The organism is Halomicrobium sp. HArcel3 (assembly GCF_058933135.1).
Genome location: NZ_JBZYDN010000002.1, coordinates 365,537 through 382,676, shown reverse-complemented (window position 1 = coordinate 382,676; position 17,140 = coordinate 365,537). Strand labels below are relative to the sequence as shown.

Annotated in this window: 14 protein-coding genes; 10 read left to right on the top strand and 4 right to left on the bottom strand. The window is 68.1% G+C overall.

Features of this window, described 5'->3' with window-relative positions; all coding sequences use genetic code 11:
• Positions 1-163 precede the first annotated feature (163 nt).
• A complete protein-coding gene (locus AC5FRV_RS07665) occupies positions 164-412 on the bottom strand; it encodes a DUF8028 family protein (RefSeq protein ID WP_493560511.1) in 249 nt (82 codons plus the stop codon).
• Positions 413-841: 429 nt separating this feature from the next.
• Here AC5FRV_RS07665 and AC5FRV_RS07660 point away from each other — a divergent pair, with 429 nt between their 5' ends.
• The gene (locus AC5FRV_RS07660; protein WP_493560510.1) at positions 842-4,051 is read left to right on the top strand and encodes a methyl-accepting chemotaxis protein; all 3,210 of its coding nucleotides are present in this window, start codon (positions 842-844) and stop codon (positions 4,049-4,051) included.
• Positions 4,052-4,151: 100 nt separating this feature from the next.
• On the opposite strand, the gene AC5FRV_RS07655 is transcribed toward AC5FRV_RS07660, so the two are convergent.
• From AC5FRV_RS07655 to AC5FRV_RS07645, 3 genes are all read right to left on the bottom strand, one after another.
• On the bottom strand, positions 4,152-4,583 hold the full coding sequence (locus AC5FRV_RS07655; protein WP_493560509.1) for a hypothetical protein: 432 nt from the start codon (positions 4,581-4,583) through the stop codon (positions 4,152-4,154).
• A 64-nt stretch (positions 4,584-4,647) separates the two neighbouring features.
• The gene (locus AC5FRV_RS07650) at positions 4,648-7,026 is read right to left on the bottom strand and encodes a DEAD/DEAH box helicase (RefSeq protein WP_493560508.1); all 2,379 of its coding nucleotides are present in this window, start codon (positions 7,024-7,026) and stop codon (positions 4,648-4,650) included.
• A 102-nt stretch (positions 7,027-7,128) separates the two neighbouring features.
• Entirely contained in the window at positions 7,129-8,526 is a 1,398-nt protein-coding gene (locus AC5FRV_RS07645) for an MATE family efflux transporter (protein WP_493560507.1), read from the bottom strand.
• A 313-nt stretch (positions 8,527-8,839) separates the two neighbouring features.
• Here AC5FRV_RS07645 and AC5FRV_RS07640 point away from each other — a divergent pair, with 313 nt between their 5' ends.
• From AC5FRV_RS07640 to AC5FRV_RS07600, 9 genes are all read left to right on the top strand, one after another.
• Positions 8,840-9,169 (top strand): ArsR/SmtB family transcription factor, encoded by a 330-nt coding sequence (locus AC5FRV_RS07640; protein WP_493560506.1) that lies wholly within the window; start codon positions 8,840-8,842, stop codon positions 9,167-9,169.
• Positions 9,170-9,367: 198 nt separating this feature from the next.
• Complete coding sequence (locus tag AC5FRV_RS07635) at positions 9,368-9,538, top strand: hypothetical protein (RefSeq protein ID WP_493560505.1); 171 nt, start codon at positions 9,368-9,370, stop codon at positions 9,536-9,538.
• Between the two features lie 159 nt (positions 9,539-9,697).
• A complete protein-coding gene (locus tag AC5FRV_RS07630) occupies positions 9,698-10,861 on the top strand; it encodes a right-handed parallel beta-helix repeat-containing protein (protein ID WP_493560504.1) in 1,164 nt (387 codons plus the stop codon).
• Between the two features lie 749 nt (positions 10,862-11,610).
• Entirely contained in the window at positions 11,611-12,540 is a 930-nt protein-coding gene (gene lipA, locus AC5FRV_RS07625) for a lipoyl synthase (RefSeq protein WP_493560503.1), read from the top strand.
• A gap of 116 nt (positions 12,541-12,656) precedes the next feature.
• A complete protein-coding gene (locus AC5FRV_RS07620) occupies positions 12,657-13,916 on the top strand; it encodes a hypothetical protein (RefSeq protein WP_493560502.1) in 1,260 nt (419 codons plus the stop codon).
• A 104-nt stretch (positions 13,917-14,020) separates the two neighbouring features.
• Positions 14,021-14,392, top strand: coding sequence for a helix-turn-helix domain-containing protein (locus tag AC5FRV_RS07615; protein WP_493560501.1), 372 nt, complete (start codon positions 14,021-14,023; stop codon positions 14,390-14,392).
• Between the two features lies 1 nt (position 14,393).
• Entirely contained in the window at positions 14,394-14,753 is a 360-nt protein-coding gene (locus tag AC5FRV_RS07610) for a DUF7521 family protein (RefSeq protein ID WP_493560500.1), read from the top strand.
• Positions 14,754-14,961: 208 nt separating this feature from the next.
• Entirely contained in the window at positions 14,962-16,071 is a 1,110-nt protein-coding gene (pdhA, locus tag AC5FRV_RS07605; protein WP_493560499.1) for a pyruvate dehydrogenase (acetyl-transferring) E1 component subunit alpha, read from the top strand.
• A 1-nt stretch (position 16,072) separates the two neighbouring features.
• Positions 16,073-17,071: an alpha-ketoacid dehydrogenase subunit beta gene (locus AC5FRV_RS07600; RefSeq protein ID WP_493560498.1), complete on the top strand. Its 999-nt coding sequence runs from the start codon at positions 16,073-16,075 to the stop codon at positions 17,069-17,071.
• Positions 17,072-17,140: the final 69 nt, after the last annotated feature.

Below are 17,140 nucleotides of genomic sequence, written 5' to 3'. Positions count from 1 at the left end.
GGAGGGATGGGGTTCGAAAACGGCGTGGAGAGGCGGAGCGTGGAGGGCCGGGCCGTGGAGGGACGACCCGGAGGAGGGCGGGGACGTCAGGGGTCGGACCGTGGAGAGGTGGTCCGCGGTGGCCGGGGAGCCACCAGGTTCCGGACTGCCAGTTCGACCGCGTTCAGGCCTGGTCGCGATTGTAATCGCGACCGAGGAACAGCGCGGCCGCGTTGAGCGCGAGGGCGCCCAGGAGGAGGAAGAGCTCCTGTCCGTCGAGTCCACCGTACATCAGCGCGGGGTAGACGAGCGGGATGAGGACGGCGGCCCAGAAGGCGACCGTCTCGATGGGGCGCAGGGCGATCGTTCGGAGGGTCTGTACGTCGACGGTGGAGGCGGATCGGTCGAAGCCGAATGGGGACGCGATGGACATTGGTGCTCTCTCCTCACTCACTCCTTGGCACGAATACCCCATATAATAGGTCGACCATTGGCGATAATTCGCTTCGTTTCGGGGAACTATACACCCGATACTCACCTTTTACCCACGATCGTTCGAGTTTTTTCACAGCCCCAGAATAGAGTAGACAGTTTATAGGCCATCCTAACGTTGTATCTCTGATGTGGCGTTGGGGAGCGGTCAGAAGTTGTTCGTGGTGGCTAATTGTCGCGACGGTGGCGCTCGAGTGGTGTCTGAACCCACGGTCGGTGTCGAACCAGTTTCCCGTCCGCTCGTGTGCGCGAATCGGTACGTAAACTCCTTGCAGAGAATCGGCCGCAAATCGGGCTGAATTACCGCCCCAGTTATCGGAAGGAAGAATCCGCCGCAAGCGGTTAAATAGCGGTATTGACGACGACGTGTATGAATCTGCAGGTCAAGTTGATCGTTCTGTTGTTGACGATATCGCTGGTACCGCTGTCCGGCGTCGGACTGCTCTCTGCGAACAGCATGGGACAGCTCAACCAGGACGCACAGGCCCAGAGCGGCGACTACCTGCGCGGCGAGATGACGGACCAGCTGAACAACAGCGTCGAGGCGCGCCAGGAAGGGATCCAGAACCAGATCAACCAGCGCGAGGTCGACGTCAGGTCGCTGTCGGAGTCCTCGACGATGGAGAACTACCTCGCCGCCCAGAACGGAGAGATGGCACTGGTCCAGGAGTCGAGTCAGGCCCAGCTGGGACACATATCGCTGCAGATGAACACCGGCATCGACAGTGCCACGCAGATGGTCCTGGAGAAGGAGTACGACGGGCGTTCGTGGAATCAGCTGTCGCCGTCCGAGCAACGACAGGTCGAGCGGGACGTCGAGGCGATGATCGGCGGCACTTCGGGCACGGGAGTCCACTCCAGCGGGACCATGGCCGACACGTTCCAGCCGGGCTACGTCGGTGAGACTGGGTACGCCTACATCACCGATCTGGAGTCGAACATCGTCGTCCACCACAGTCTCGACGAGGGACACAACCTCAAGGAGGACAGCGGCGGGACGCTGGTCGTCTTCGAGGACATCAAGAGCCACGTCCAGTCCGACGAGGCGGTCCGGAACGGCGAGGACTGGGGCATCGCCGAGTACGAGTGGGAGGACACGACCCAGGAGGGGAACCCGGAGATGACGAAGTTCATCGCCTACACCTACTACGAGCCCTTCGACTGGATCGTCGCCCCGAGCGTCTACTACCACGAACTCCAGCAGACCGCCGTCGACGACGCAGAGAGCGAGATGGAGAACTCCTTCGAGCGGTACCTCCAGACGCGGACGGTGACCGTCGGCGACAACGAACGCACAGCCTACGAGGAGATCACGTTCGTCGACGCCGAGGGGTCGGAGATCCTCCACGCGGAGCGGTCCGGCGGCGACGTCACCACGGGGGCCGACGGCTCGCGGACCTACGCCGACCAGGACTGGTTCGTGATGGCGAAAAACGGTGACCGGGGAGAGAGCCACTTCGGCGAGATTCGCACGGAAAACGGCCACGAACAGATGCACGTCGCGACGCCGGTGTACCACAACGGCACCTTCGAGGGCGTCGTGGCCGCCGAGTTTAACTACTCGATCGTCACCGAGACGACGAACCGGGTGACGGTCGGCGAGACCGGCTACCTCTACGTCCTCGACGGCGAGGGTAGGATGGTCAGTCATCCCGAGCGAGCGATGGTCGAACAGCGAACGAACGTCGCGGAGGGCGAGTACGGCGCCGAACTCGGCGAGATCGCCCAGAGCCGGATGCTGGAAGGCGAGTCGGGGATGGCGACGTACACGAAGCAGGTCGAGGGCGAGGAGAACGCGACGCAGTACGTCGGATTCGCACCGCTGGACCTGGGGATGAAGCAGTTCACGCTCGTGGCGACCGTCCCCGAAGAGGACGTCAACGAACCGATCGCGGCGCTGGGGGCGGCGCTCCAGGGCACGACCGACTCGGCGCGGAACTTCATCCTGGGGCTGTTCGCCGTCTCGGCGCTCGTGGTCGGTGTGACCGGCTACGCCGCGGCCAGGTACATCTCGCGGCCTATCGAACAGATCCGTGACCGCGCGACGGCGATGTCCCGCGGCGAGTTCGACCAGACGGCGGCGATCGACGCGCCCGACGACGAGATCGGCGAGATGGTCGACGCCTTCGAGGCCATGCAGACGAACCTCAACCGGCAGGTCGACCAGATCGAGGCCGTGAGCGAGTCCCTGAGCGAGGGGACGCTGGACGACGACATCGACACCGACCTGCCCGGGAAGTTCGGAGAGATCATGGAGGGGCTCGAAGCCGGCATGAGCCAGCTCGGCGCGAGCTTCGAGGAGATCAGCCGCGCCAGTAGCAACGTCAGTGCGGGGACCCTCGACCAGGATCTGCGCACGGACCTGCCGGGCGACTACGGCGAGGTGATGCGCGAACTCGACGGCGGCCTCCAGCAGCTCTCGGACAGCTTCGACCAGCTCCGGCGCGTGAGTACGGACATGCGGGACGGCCGGCTCGACCAGGACCTCGACACCGACCTCCCCGGCGCGTACGGCGAGGTCATGGCGAACATCGACGAGGGCCTGGACGCCGTCGACGAGAGCATCGCCCGCGTGCAGGACATCGCCCGGGAAGTGAACAGCGCGAGCAACGAGGTCGCCGCCAGCGCGACCGAGATCGAGGCCGCGAGCCAGGAGGTGGCCCAGTCCGTCCAGGAGATCTCCAACGGCTCCGACCAGCAGTCCGAGAACCTCCAGGAGGTCGCCAGCGAGATGAACGACATGTCGGCGACCATCGAGGAGATCGCCTCCTCCTCCGTCGACGTCGCCAACACTGCACAGGAGGCGGCGGCCCGCGCAGAGCGAGGGAGCGACCAGGCCGCCGAGGCCTCGGCGGAGATCAAGGAGATTGAGGACGAGGCCGACGAGGCGGTCGACCAGGTCGCGGACCTGCAGGCCGAGATGGACGAGATCAGCGAGATCGTCGGGATGATCACCGACATCGCCGAGCAGACCAACATGCTCGCGCTCAACGCCTCAATCGAGGCCGCGCGGGCGGGCGAGGCCGGCGAAGGGTTCGCCGTCGTCGCCGACGAGATCAAGTCCCTGGCGAAGGAGGCCGGGGAGGCGACGGAGGAGGTCGAGACCCTCATCACCGAGATCCAGTCCTCGACCGGCGAGACCGTCGACGACATCCAGGGCATGCGCGACCGGGTCCAGAGCGGCGCCAGCACCATCGAGGAGTCAATGGACATGTTCGACGAGGTCGCCGAGGCCGTCGACGAGGCCGAGGGCGGCGTCCAGGAGATTAGCGACGCCACCGACGACCAGGCCGCCACTACCGAGGAGGTCGTGGCGATGGTCGACGAGGTCAGCACCGTCAGCGAGGAGACGGCCGCCGAGGCCAGCAACGTCTCGGCCGCCTCCGAGGAACAGACGAGCTCGCTCACCGGCGTCACGGAGAACGTCCAGTCGGTCGCGGGCCTCGCGGACGACCTGGAGGAACTGGTCGACGAGTTCGAGGTCAGCGGCGACGGCGCGGACGCGACTGGACCAGCGTCGACTGACGTCGACGGACCCGACCCGACCACAGTGGACGACCCGACGGCGGCGGACGACTGAACCGTCGCTACGGCCGGTTCGACGACGCTCTTTTTCTGCGGTGATGGCTGCTTCGGCGAGTGTCTGGTCTCGGTCGCCCCCGGATCGTCGATTTGGCCGGTCAGTCCGACCGCGGCGACCGGTCCGACGGGACGAACGCCAGTTCGTCACCGGTCCGGTAGTGTGCGGCGACCAGTAGCGCCGCGTACCCGCCGAACCCGGTGAACCCGGCGCCGAACACGAGCCCCATCAGTGCGACTCGCATCCCGAGATCGATCTCGGTGAGCAAGCCGACTGGTGTGATGGCGAGCGGCGGGAGCGAACCGGCGAGCACGAGCTGTCTGAACTCTCTGGCGTCCGGAGTCCCTTCGTCCTCGCCGGGCCACCTCGCCCGGGGAATCCCCCACAGGCTGACGGCCGTCCCGAGGCCGAGAAAGAGCCCGACGGGAAGGGTGAGTATCGGCCCCGCCCCGAGGGGCCACTGCACTGCCACGGCCGCGATGAGGCCGACGATAGAACCTGCGACGAGCGACGAACGACGAGAGGGTGGCACGGGCAGCGCTACACGTGGACGGGTCGTGAAAATTTCGAATGGGTTTCCCTCGGTAAAATCCCGGTTACTCCACGCGGACGGTCCGGTGTTCCTCGACCAGCGGCAGCGGCAGTTCGGGGAAACACACCTCCACGCAAAGGTCCAGTTCCTCGGCGTCGGCGCCGAAGACGGCGACGGGGACGGTGGCCTCGCCGAGGTAGGACGGCTTGGCCGTCATCTCGTGGCCGTTGATAGTGACGCGGATGCCCGCGCGGGCGCTACCGGCGACGGACTTGACCGTCACCTCGTGGAGTTCCCGTTCGCCCTCGGCGATGGAATCGGGCAGGTCGCCCCACTCGACGACGACGGCGGGGAGTTCGCGGGCGTTCGTGACGATTCGGTCGGCGACGCCCTCGCCGAGGCCGGCCGAGACGAGGCCGGAGACCCCGGCGTCGACGACGTCGGCGGGGGTCCGGTACCCCTCGGCGGCGAGCGTGCTCGCGCGGCCGGGCCCGACGCCGTTGATGGCGGTCAGGCCCACCGCGCTCTCGCTGATGCCGTTCTCGACGCGGGCCTCGACGCGGCGGGCGAGGTTCGCCGCCTTCGGGCCGGCGAAGCGGTCGAGGAAGGAGCGGAACGCCGCGAGCATGCGTAGCGCGTTCTGCTTGATCACCCAGGCGTCGCTCTTGAGTTCGGTGGGCGTGGTGCCCGACATCGAGGAGTGGAGGATGGCGAGCACCTTGCGCGGGCCCGGGTCCAGGTCGTCGGCGCGGGAGCCGAGCACCGCGGCGACGGCGTCCTCCTCGTCGGACCGGGCGCTGACGCTGTCGAACTCGGCGGCGGCCGCGACGGCCCGGAGGACGTCCGACTCCGTAATGTCGACGCCGTCGTCGGCCCGCTCGGCCGTGTCGGCGAAGCCGCGGGCGGTCTCCAGGCGGAGGTAGAACTTCGAGGCGAGGCGTCCGAGGGCGGTGCCCTCCACCGAGAGGTCGTCCATCTCGACGAAGCCGTCGTCGACGAGCGAGCGCAGCGTCTCGCTGACGTGCTCGCGCAGGTCGCTCCCGGCGACGTACTCGTGGGGCGCGCTCTGGGCGCGCTGGTAGTAGAACGTGGTCTCGAGCCAGTCCATCACGTCCTCGACGTCCTGCAGGGTGCCCAGCGCTATCTCGGCGTTGAGATGGGAGTCCATGTCCTCGGCGAGGCGGGACTCGATGTCCTTCCCGTCCCGGAGGAGGTCGCGGTACTTGTCCGCGTCCGAGCGGTCGCAGACGATCCAGGCGTACCCCATGTCGTCGTAGCCCGGCCGGCCGGCCCGGCCGAGCATCTGGAGGACGTCGAGGGGGCTCATGTCCACCTCGCCCTCCAGGGGGTCGTGGAGTTTGGTGTCGCGGATGACGACGCAGCGGGCGGGGAGGTTCACGCCCCAGGCGAGCGTCGACGTCGAGAAGAGGAGCTGGATCTTCCCCTCTTTGAACCACTGCTCGACGCGGTTCTTGTCCTCACGAGAGAGCCCGGCGTGATGAAAGCCCACCCCGTCGAGCACGGACTGGCGCAGCGTGTCGTTGTTCAAATCGCTGGCGTCGGTATGGAAATCGTACTCGCCGCGGGCGCCCATCGGGACGTCCCGCTCGACGATCTCGTCGCGGGCCTTCTTCGCCGCCTGGACGGTGTCCTGGCGTGAGGAGACGAAGACGAGGGCCTGGCCCTCCTCGCGGATGTGGGGTTCGGCCAGGTCGAGCGCGCGGTAGAGGCGGCGGTACTTGTCGGCGAAGGCGTTCTCGCCGTGGGAGTAGGTCTTGACGTCGGCGTTGAGCGGCACCGGCCGGTAGTCGTCGCCGAACTCGAAGGTGGTCTCGGGCGTGGCGTCGAGCCACGCGGCCACGTCGTCGACGTTGCGCATCGTCGCCGAGAGGGCGACCACGCGCGGGTCACAGAGGCGACGCATCCGAGAGATAGTCACCTCGAGGACCGACCCCCTGCGGTCGGAGTCGAGCAGGTGGACCTCGTCGATGATACAGCAGTCGACGTCGGTGATGAAGCCGTAGCGCCGGGAGTCGTGCTTGCGGGTCGCGGAGTCGGCCTTCTCGGGCGTCATCACGAGGACGTCGGCACGCTCGGCGCGTCGGGGGTTGAGGTCGCGTTCGCCGGTGACGACGTAGACGGAGTAGCCAAGGTCCTCGAAGCGCTCCCACTCGCTCTCCTTCTCGTTGGTCAGCGCTCGGAGCGGGGCGAGAAACAGGGCGGTACCGTCCTGCTCCAGCGTCTCGCAGATCGCGATCTCGGCCAGTGCGGTCTTGCCGCTGGCGGTCGGCGCGCTCACCACCACGTTCTCCGCGGAGTCGGTGAACGCGGGGAGCGCCTCCGTCTGCATCTCGTTGAAGCGGTCGAAGGGAAATGCGTCGGCGTACTCTGGGAGGACGTCCGCCACCGCGACGGTCGTCTCCGTGTCGGCGCGACCAGCCACGTCAGACCGAGAGACCCGGTCGGTGAAAGGCGTTACTATGCCGGGGTGAAAGTGAACGGCCGGGCAGCGGAGTGGGGAGGGAGCGCGCCCCGCGACCCGGCGTTAATCCGCCGCGGCGGCTCCCTCGCCCGCGGCGCGTTCGAGCATCCCGTGCCGGGTCGAGTAGGCGAAGTAGCCCGTCAGCCACAGCGCCGCGGCGACGTTGGAGATGGTCACGGCCCAGAAGACGACGCGGACGTCGGCACCCAGCAGGTACACCCCGCCGGCGGCGATGGGGACACGGACCGCCCAGTACTGCACCAGCGTCGAAACCATGCTGACCGTCGTGTTGCCGGCGCCGTTGAAGCCGGCCTCGAGGGCGTACATCGCCCCCAGCGCCCAGTAGCCGTAGGCGAGTATCTGGAGGTACGCGACGGCGAGCGCCAGGTCCGTCCCCGCGAGGTCGGGGACGAAGACGCGCGCTATCTCGGCGGGGAAGAGCCACTGGCCGGCCCCGACGACGAGGAGCACGGCGGCGGCGAACCCGACGCCGAGCCAGGTGGCCCGGCGCGCCCGGAACGGCCGCTCGGCGCCGAGGTTCTGGCCGACGACGCTGGTCGCCGCCTGTGCGAGTCCCTGTGCCGGGACGAACGCGACGGTCGCCACGCGGGAGCCGATGTGGTACGCCGCCAGACCGGCGGCCCCGCCCGCGGCGGAGACGACGGCGACGACGACCAGACGGGCGACCTGCCGGCCGGCGTTCTGGCCGGCGATGGGCGCGCCAACCTCCAGAATCGCGCGTGCGGCCGACAGATCCGGACGGAGTGCCCCAGGCGTCAGCCGAAGGCCGTTCCGGCCCCGGACCGCCAGCGCGACGGCGAAGACGGCGCCGACACCGTAGCCGATCCCCGTCGCCAGCGCCGCGCCGAACAGTTCCAGGCGCGGGAACGGATCCACGCCGAGGATGAGCAGCGGGTCCAGCACGACGTTGACGGCGATGGCGACGAGGTTGACGTACAGCGCGGCCCTGGTGTCGCCCCAGCCGGTGAAGCCGCCCTCGACGGTGTCGCTCACGGCGATGGTGAACAGCGCGAACGCGTAGGCGGTCAGGTAGCTCGTCGCGCCGGCCGCGACGGCCGGGTCGTCCGTCAGCAGGCCGACGACGTCGTCGGCGCCGAACACGACGACGGCGGCGACGGCGACGGCAAGGACGAGCGCGACCGTGGCCCCGGTGAACGGAACCCTGCGCGCGGTGGCCAGGTCGTCGGCGCCGACGCGCTGGGACGTGACGACCTGCGTCCCGGTGAATACCATCACGAACGGCACCAGCAACAGGCCCACGACGACGGCGGCGAGCCCGACCGCGGCCACGGCCGTCCCGCCGAGGCGACCGACCCAGAACAGGTCGACGACCTCCATCGCCACGAGCGCGAAGTTCTGCACCACGAGCGGGCCGGCCAGCACCAGGAGGACCCGTCGGAGCGACCCGCCGACGATCTCCTCGCGCGAGACGTCGAACATCGGTACTACTTGCGACTCTGCCGCGTGTTAAATATTTGTATCGGCACCTGTCGAATAATCGAAGTCCGCCGAGCGGGGGGACGACGTGGCGCTCGTCGCGTTCCGGGGCGACACGAACGTCACCCTCACCAACGCGGCGCTCGCGGTGGCACACACGTTCTACCGCTACGACGACACGACCCAGAGCGAGTGGGCGAGGAGCTGACGGCCGATCGAGAGCGGCGGCAACGTCTTCCCGGAGTAAACGACTCCGGGGTCTGGCCGGGTGGGGTCGGCCTGACGTTTATTGTCACGCGCGTCCGCACACGTCCACGTGACCAACGACTGGGACCCGGAGACGCTGTTCGACGTCCTCGGGAGCGAAGAGGTCCGGCGGATCCTCGCGCTCGCCGACCGCGAGCCGACGTCGGCGGGCGAACTCGCCGATCGGCTCGACGTCTCACAGCCGACGGTCTACCGCCGTCTCGACGCCTGCGAAGCGTACGACCTCGTCGAGCGGGGGACGACGATCGACGACGAGGGGAACCACTACCAGGTGTACGAGACGAACCTGGAGCGGCTCTGCTACGTGGTCGACGATGGCGGCTTCGACGTCCACGTCGAACTCCGTCAGGACGTCGTCGACGGTGACGACGGCGGCTGACCAGCGGGACCGGGAGCTTCACGGCGTGAAAACGCGGCCCTCGTCCCGCTCGCGAGCAGATACGGACGGAACGCCCGTCAGGCGGCGTGGCGGGAACCCGTCCCCGCGCGCTTCCCGTGCGAGGAGCGCGCCCGACTTTGCGGACTGAAGCCGCGCGCGGCTTTTTAGGACCTCAGTCGACTATTTCCGGCGGATACGATGTCCGTGATACAGACCGTCAAATCGGCCGTCGGCCTCGAATCCGACCAGTCGAACTACGAGTGCGTCGAGTGCGGAACCACCTTCGAGAAGGGCATGGATCCGGACTCATACTGGTTCAAATGTCCCGAGTGTGAGACCCGGGAACCGCTCGGCGGCGACCACGAGTGACGCGGCGACCCGAGGCAGGTCGCCCCTCGATAAGCCGATCGTATCGGGACAGGGACGCTCGTCCGTCACTGTGTGGCGAGTTCGTGGCGCGTGGTCGTCGCAACAGCCCGACGTCGTAACACCGCTATAACGAAACGCGTCGGGCGTGTAGATCCACCGATGGATCGGCGTACCTTCCTCGGCACGATGGGGCTGGCAGGAGTCGGCGTCTTCGCCCGGGCCGGCGACGGCGGGTACGACACGATCAGGGTTCCCCAGGACCGGCCGACGGTCCAGGCCGGCGTCGACGCGGCCGCGCCGGGGGACCTGGTGCTGGTGGCGCCGGGCACCTACGACGAGACCGTCTCGGTGACGACGACCGATATCACGCTCCGGGGGCGCGACCGCAACGGGGTGGTCCTCGACGGCGGGTTCCAGCGCCAGAACGGCGTCGAGATCGAGGCCGACCGCGTCGCCGTCGAGAACCTCACCGTCAGGCGCTACCGGCGCAACGCCGTCTACTGGTCCGGCGTCGTCGGCTTCCGCGGTAGTTACCTCACCGCCTACAACGACGGCTACTACGGCATCTACGCCTACGACTCCCGCGACGGCCGCTTCGAGTACAGCTACGCCTCCGGCCATCCCGACGCCGGCTTCTACCTCGGCCGCCACCACCCCTACGAAGCAGTGGTGTCGGACGTCGTCGCCGAGCACAACGGCATGGGCTACTCCGGGACGAGCACCGGCGCCGACCTGACGATTCGTGACTCCGTCTTCCGGTTCAACATGACCGGCATCGCCCCGAACACGCTCGACCGGACCGACCCGCCCCAGCGCGCCAGCCGCATCGTCGACAACGTCGTCTACGGCAACGACAACCGCGACGCCCCCAGCGTCGCCCACACCTTCCCCACCTTCGGCACCGGCATCGCCCTCTGGGGCGCCTCGGACAACCTCGTCGCGGACAACCTGGTCGACAACCACACGAACTACGGCGTCGTCGCCCACCACAACGTCGTCCCGCCGTCGGGGAACACCGTCCGCAACAACGTCGTCCTCGACTCGGGCCGGGCCGACCTGGCGCTCGGCACGCCTGCGGGTGCGGGGAACGAGTTTTCAGGGAATCAGTTCGACGACAGCAGGCCGCCGGGCATTCAGCGGGACGCGAGCGAGGGTTCCGAGCGGGTGAGCGAGGTGCTAAACGCCCAGCAGCGCGACGTCGACGACGGCGAGTTCCCCGGTGGCGACTATCGGGAGCAACCTGAGCCCGGCCCCCAGCCCACGATGCGCGACCCCCAGGCCGACCCGATTCCCGCGAGCAAAGGCGCGTCGTGGGGTTCGTAGAGACGGGGTCGATAGCGATACGACAATCGAGAGTAGTACGACATCGGAAACTAACAGGTCGAAAGCCCTCGGCGCGCTCTCTGGAGTCGATACCTGGACAAACAACATCCTGAAAGCCCTCGGCGTGCTCACGGTCGCTCAGCGGGATACCCTCACGTCCGTTCGGGTAGGGCCCGCTGAGCGACTGCCTTCCAGCGCGAGCACGCCTCGCCCTTTCAGTCCACCAGGATCAGCGTTGCTCGCGCGGCCTCCGGCACGCGCTTGCGATTAACTCCACCAACCCTCCCCGGTCGCGCCTGGCGGCGCGACACGCTTCCTTCCGCAACCGCCCGGCCGGGAGCGCGTTTCATCGCGCGACCAGGGGAAGGGCAGGGCTGCGGTGCGGTCCCTGGAGGAATGAAAGGGCGAGGTCCGGTCGACGAAGTCCGAACCCGTAAGCACGCGAGGAACGAGCGCGCGCAGCGGGTTCGCACGAGTCGAGCGGGTCGAGGGCTTTCCTTTGTTTGCGGTATCGTCAGTGTCTCCGAAGAGCGGGTCGAGGGCTTTCCTTTGTTTGCGGTATCGTCAGTGTCTCCGAAGAGCGGGTCGAGGGCTTTCCTTTGTTTGCGGTATCGTCAGTGTCTCCGAAGAGCGGGCCGAGGGCTTTCGAGTTGGTAGCGGTAACTCCACACCACAATCCACCCCATCAACAAACCCATTCAGATCAGAGGACCGCATCCTTTTCATCGCCCGGATCAAACCAAGATCCAATGAGTCAGACGCGCAAGCCCGACTGGCTGAAGATGCGGCCGCCGTCGGGCGAGCGGTTCACGGAGATCAAGCAGTCGCTCCGTGACCGGGACCTCCACACGGTCTGCGAGGAGGCCAACTGCCCCAACATGGGCGAGTGCTGGAGCGGACGCGACGGCCCCGGCACGGCGACGTTCATGCTGATGGGCGACCGGTGCTCGCGGGGGTGTAACTTCTGCGACGTCGAGACGGGTGGGATGGAACCACTGGACCCCGAGGAGCCCGAAAACGTGGCCGACGCCGTCGCCGACATCGGCCTGGACTACGTCGTCCTCACGTCGGTCGACCGGGACGACCTGGCCGACCAGGGCGCGGGCCACTTCGCCGACACCATCCGGGCCATCAAAGAGCGCGACCCCTCCATCCTCGTCGAATGTCTCGTCCCGGACTTCCAGGGCGAGGAGCGACTCGTGCGGAAGATTCTCGACGCCGAACCCGACGTCTTCGCCCACAATATCGAGACCGTCGAGCGCCTTCAGTGGCCAGTTCGGGACCGGCGAGCGGGCTACGAGCAGTCGCTGTCGGTGCTCCGGCAGGCGAATCGAGAGAGCGACGTCTTCACCAAGACCAGCCTGATGCTCGGCGTCGGCGAGTACGCCCACGAGGTGTACCAGACGCTCTCGGACCTCCGGGAAGTGGGCGTCGACGTCGTCACCTTCGGCCAATATTTGCAGCCGTCGCGCTCGCACCTCGACGTGACCGAGTACGTCCACCCCGACGTCTTCGACACCTGGCAGCGGGTCGCCGAGGAGGAGTTCGAGTTCGCCTACTGCGCCTCGGGCCCGATGGTCCGGTCGTCGTACAAGGCGGGCGAGTTGTTCGTCGAGAGCGTCTTGCGGGACGGTGAGGACCCCGAGGTCGCCCGCGAGCGCGCCCGAACGGCCGACTGAGAACGCCGGCGGATTCGACGACGGCCGCAGCCCCGTATTTAATCGTTTTGTCGGTCTGCAACCCGGAGCGGGTCGGCTCCTCCCTTTAAGCCACCCGCCACGTAATCGCTGCGTAGATGCCAGAATCGTTCGAGAACGCGTCGCGACGCGGGTTCCTCCGGCGAAGCGGTGCGGCCATCGCCGCCGGGCTCTCGACCCTGAGTGCCGGCTGTTCCGGCTTGCCGCCGCTGGGCGCCCAGGTTCGATACGGCGCCGTGGACGCCCCCGTCCCGGACGCGCCGACCTACCGCGACTGGCTTCCCGCGCCGTCGGCCCTTCCCGAGGAAAACGGCGACGCCGACGGCGTCGAGCCGTGGGTCCACGTCCCGCCGTCGGCCGACGCTCCGGCGTGGGCCAGAACCAGCATCGGCCGGTCCCTCGTCGCGTTCCGGACCGACTACGTCGGCGTCCACGTCGACGACGTCGACGTCGCGCTCACGTTCGGCGACGCGACGGTGCTCCGCGGGCCCGTCGACGAAGCGACCGTCCGCGACGTCGTCGCCGACACGCCCTACGAACCGGTGGGCACCGACGGCGAGTACGACGTCTACGCGCGTCCCGACACGGAGCGGGTCGTCGCCGTGAGCACGGAGGCCGCGGTGTTCGGCAACGGACCCGCCGCTCGCGAGACTGTCCGGGCGGTCGTCGACGCGGGCCGCGGCGACGTCCCGCGGTACCACGAGCGCGACGCGGACCTGGCCGCGCTCGTCGACGGCGCCGGCATGCGCCGGTGGGCGTGGCTCTGGCCGGGCGGCGTCGGTGCCAGTTCCGGCGACGACGACCTCCGGACGGACACCGTCGGGTGGGCGAGTTCGTTCGACCACGACGCGGACGGCGCGTACTACGTCCAGACGTGGGTCTTCCCGCCGGAGTACGACCTGACGGCGGGCGCGGTGAAGGAGTCGCTCGATTCGAGGCGCCGGGCAGGGCGGCCGAGTGCGACCGAGGTCAGCGCCGTCGACGTCACGGTCGACGGTCGGGTCGCCACCGTCGAGATGTACCTCTCCCGGGACGTGGTCGAACGGGTCCTGACGGACCGCGACCTCGTGACCCCCCACGTCACCTGGCGGGCGTCGTTCGACGCCGACGCCGACAGGCTGACCGTCCACCACGCGGCGGGCGACCCGGTCCGGACCGACCGGCTGTGGGTCGAAGGGACCGGGCACCAGACTGACGAACCGGTCGCGGTAACCGCGGACGTCGGCGCCCGCCTGGAACCGGGCGAATCGATCACGGTCTCCACCGCCGACGCCGAACCGGACGCCCTCGTCCGGCTCGTCTACCGGAAACCGAACGGACACGCCTCGACCACGCTGTTCGTCTACGACCTGCCATGAGCACAGCACCACGCGCCGCCACGCCTCACCGGTCCGTCCGTCTGGCGGCCACGGAACCGTTCCGTTCGCCGTCCGCCCACCGCTCCGACCCCATACCGACACTTATGCCACCAGCAAGCGACCCGCCGGGCGTGCCCGACGACCCGACGCTCGCGGCCGTCGTCGAACTCCTCGACGACGAGCACGTCCGGCAGATCCTCACGGCCACGAGCGTCGACGCGCTGAGCGCGAAGGAACTGAGCGAGCGCTGCGACGTCTCGCAGGCGACCGTCTACCGGCGCGTCGAGCGTCTGACCGACGCCGGCCTCGTCGACGAGCGGACCCGCCCGCGGGCCGACGGCCACCACGACACCGTCTACGTCGCCGTCCTCGACGAGGTGTCGATCCGGCTCCGGGAAGGCGAACTTCAGTTCGACCTCGACAGGCGCGGCGACGACGTCGCCGACCGGCTGACCAGGCTGTGGGAGGGGTTCTGAGATGGCGCCCTTCGACGCGTTCACTACGGTCGAACTCGCGACGACGGCCGCCGCCGCGGCCACTGCCCTGGTCGGCCTCTACATCGGCTACCAGGCCTACCGTGGGCTCCGCCGCCACGATAGCGCCCCGATGCGCTACCTCTCCGTCGGCATGGTGCTGCTGTTCGGCGTCACCTACGCGACGGCCTTCGCGGGCAACGCGCTGTTGCAGGTCGGGGCGTTCCCCCTCGTCTACCAGGGATATTTCCGGCTGGTGGTGCGATTGATCCAGCTCTCTGGGCTGCTCTGTATCGCGTACTCGCTTTATCTCACGCGGGCGGACGCGCGACCCGCTGACCGTACCGTGGAGGCCGACGACTGAGCGCGAGCGGGACTGCTCGGGTGCCAGTGCAGTCCACGAGGCCGACGAGCGCGACTGTTCGTTCGTCAACTCTCGACGCGAAAATACGTCCACTTTTGATCGAATCTGCGCAGGGATTCGGGAGTATAGCACCTGTACCCGCGAAAACCCTAAACGTCGCGGGAGACAATACCACACCCATGTCACGCCATGGCAGGTGTTCTTCGCCGTGAGTATTCTCCAGCGCGACCCGACCGACCAGGTACAGGTCCTCGCCGAGGACGGGTCGGTCCGCGAGGGCGCCACCGTGCCCGACCTCTCCGACGACGAGTTCGTGGCGATGTATCGCGAACTCAAGCTGGCGCGGCACTTCGACCAGCGGGCGGTGAGCCTCCAGCGCCAGGGTCGAATGGGCACCTATCCGCCGATGGCCGGCCAGGAGGGCGCCCAGGTCGGGAGTGCGATGGCGCTCGAAAAGGAGGACTGGCTCTTTCCGAGCTATCGCGAACACGCCGCCCTCCACGTCCACGGCTGGCCGCTGGACCAGGTCCTGCTGTACTGGATGGGCAACGAGGCCGGCAACGACCCGCCGGCGGGCGTCGCCGCGTTCACGCTCTCGGTCCCGATAGCGACCCAGATCCCCCACGCGACGGGGTGGGCCTGGGCCACCAAATTGCAGGGGGACGACGCGGTGGTCGCGGCGTACTTCGGCGACGGCGCCACCTCGGAGGGCGACTTCCACGAGGGGCTGAACTTCGCGGGCGTCTTCGACGTCCCCGCCGTCTTCCTCTGTAACAACAACCAGTGGGCCATCTCGGTGCCCCGAGAGCGCCAGACCGCGAGCGCGACGCTGGCCCAGAAGGCCGCGGCCTACGGCTTCGAGGGCGTCCAGGTCGACGGGATGGACCCGCTCGCCGTCTATCAGGTGACGAAGGAGGCCGTCGACAAAGCCCGCGACCCCGACGAGGGCGAGCGCCGACCCACCCTGATCGAGGCCGTTCAGTACCGCTTCGGCGCCCACACCACCGCCGACGACCCGAGTGTCTACCGCGACGAGGACGAGGTCGAGGAGTGGCGGCGAAAGGACCCCATCCCGCGCCTGGAGGGATTCCTGCGCGACCGGGGCCTGCTCGACGACGAACGCATCGAAGCCATCGAGGAGTCGATTTCCCAGGAGGTGGCCGACGCCATCGACGAAGCGGAGTCCCACGCCCGGCCCTCGCCCGAGGAGATGTTCGCCGCTGTCTACGCGGAGATGCCCCAGCGCCTGGCGCAGCAACTCGACTACCTCCAGGGGTTGCGCGAGCGCCACGGCGACGAGACGCTTCTGGAGGGGTAACATGAGCACGCAACAGTCCGCCACCCAGAACCTGACGCTCGTCCAGGCCGTGCGCGACGGCCTCTACGGCGAACTCGAACGCGACGACGACGTCGTCGTCATCGGCGAGGACGTCGGCGAGAACGGCGGCGTCTTCCGGGCGACCCAGGGCCTCTACGACGAGTTCGGCCCCGACCGGGTGATCGACACCCCCCTCGCGGAGTCGGGCATCGTCGGCGCCGCCGTCGGCATGGCCGCCTACGGCCTGAAGCCCGTCCCGGAGATCCAGTTCTCCGGCTTCGCCTACCCCGCCTTCGACCAGATCGTGAGCCACGCCGCTCGACTGCGCTCGCGGAGCAGAGGCCGGTTTGCCTGTTCGATGACGCTCCGGATGCCCTACGGCGGCGGCATCCGCGCCCCCGAACACCACTCCGAGTCCAAGGAGGCGTTCTACGCGCACGAACCCGGACTCAAGGTCGTGATACCCTCGACACCCCGCGACGCGAAGGGTCTGCTCGCCGCATCGGTTCGCGACCCCGACCCCGTGATCTTCATGGAACCAAAGCTGATCTACCGGGCCTTCCGCGACGAAGTGCCCGACGAGGACTTTACCGTCCCGCTCGGCGAGGCGAACGTCCGCCGCGAGGGCTCGGACGTCTCGGTGTTCACCTGGGGCGCGATGTGCCGACCCACCATCGAGGCCGCCGAAGACCTCGCCGAGGACGGCATCGACTGCGAGGTCGTGGATCTGCGGACGCTGAAGCCGATGGACACCGACGCCATCGTCGAATCGTTCGAGAAGACCGGCCGCGCCGTCGTCGTCCACGAGGCGCCCAAGACTGGTGGATTAGCTGGTGAGATTATCGCGACCATCCAGGAGGAGGCGCTGCTCTATCAGGAGGCGCCCATCGGTCGAGTCACCGGCTTCGACACGCCGTTCCCGCTGTACGCGCTGGAGGACTTCTATCTGCCCGAACCCGCCCGAATCGCCGACGGGATCCTGGACGCCGTGGAGTTTTGAGTCGGTTGTTTCGAGTCGTCGGTTTTGCGGAAAGGGGTGTTCGATTGCGGGAATTGGAACGAAAACACT

Coding starts and splice junctions, on each gene's coding strand:
- AC5FRV_RS07665 (WP_493560511.1), bottom strand. CDS start 412: ATGTCCATCGCGTCCCCATTCGGCTTCGACCGATCCGCCTCCACCGTC.
- AC5FRV_RS07660 (WP_493560510.1), top strand. CDS start 842: ATGAATCTGCAGGTCAAGTTGATCGTTCTGTTGTTGACGATATCGCTG.
- AC5FRV_RS07645 (WP_493560507.1), bottom strand. CDS start 8,526: ATGTTCGACGTCTCGCGCGAGGAGATCGTCGGCGGGTCGCTCCGACGG.
- AC5FRV_RS07635 (WP_493560505.1), top strand. CDS start 9,368: ATGTCCGTGATACAGACCGTCAAATCGGCCGTCGGCCTCGAATCCGAC.
- AC5FRV_RS07630 (WP_493560504.1), top strand. CDS start 9,698: ATGGATCGGCGTACCTTCCTCGGCACGATGGGGCTGGCAGGAGTCGGC.
- lipA (WP_493560503.1), top strand. CDS start 11,611: ATGAGTCAGACGCGCAAGCCCGACTGGCTGAAGATGCGGCCGCCGTCG.
- AC5FRV_RS07620 (WP_493560502.1), top strand. CDS start 12,657: ATGCCAGAATCGTTCGAGAACGCGTCGCGACGCGGGTTCCTCCGGCGA.
- AC5FRV_RS07615 (WP_493560501.1), top strand. CDS start 14,021: ATGCCACCAGCAAGCGACCCGCCGGGCGTGCCCGACGACCCGACGCTC.
- AC5FRV_RS07610 (WP_493560500.1), top strand. CDS start 14,394: ATGGCGCCCTTCGACGCGTTCACTACGGTCGAACTCGCGACGACGGCC.
- AC5FRV_RS07600 (WP_493560498.1), top strand. CDS start 16,073: ATGAGCACGCAACAGTCCGCCACCCAGAACCTGACGCTCGTCCAGGCC.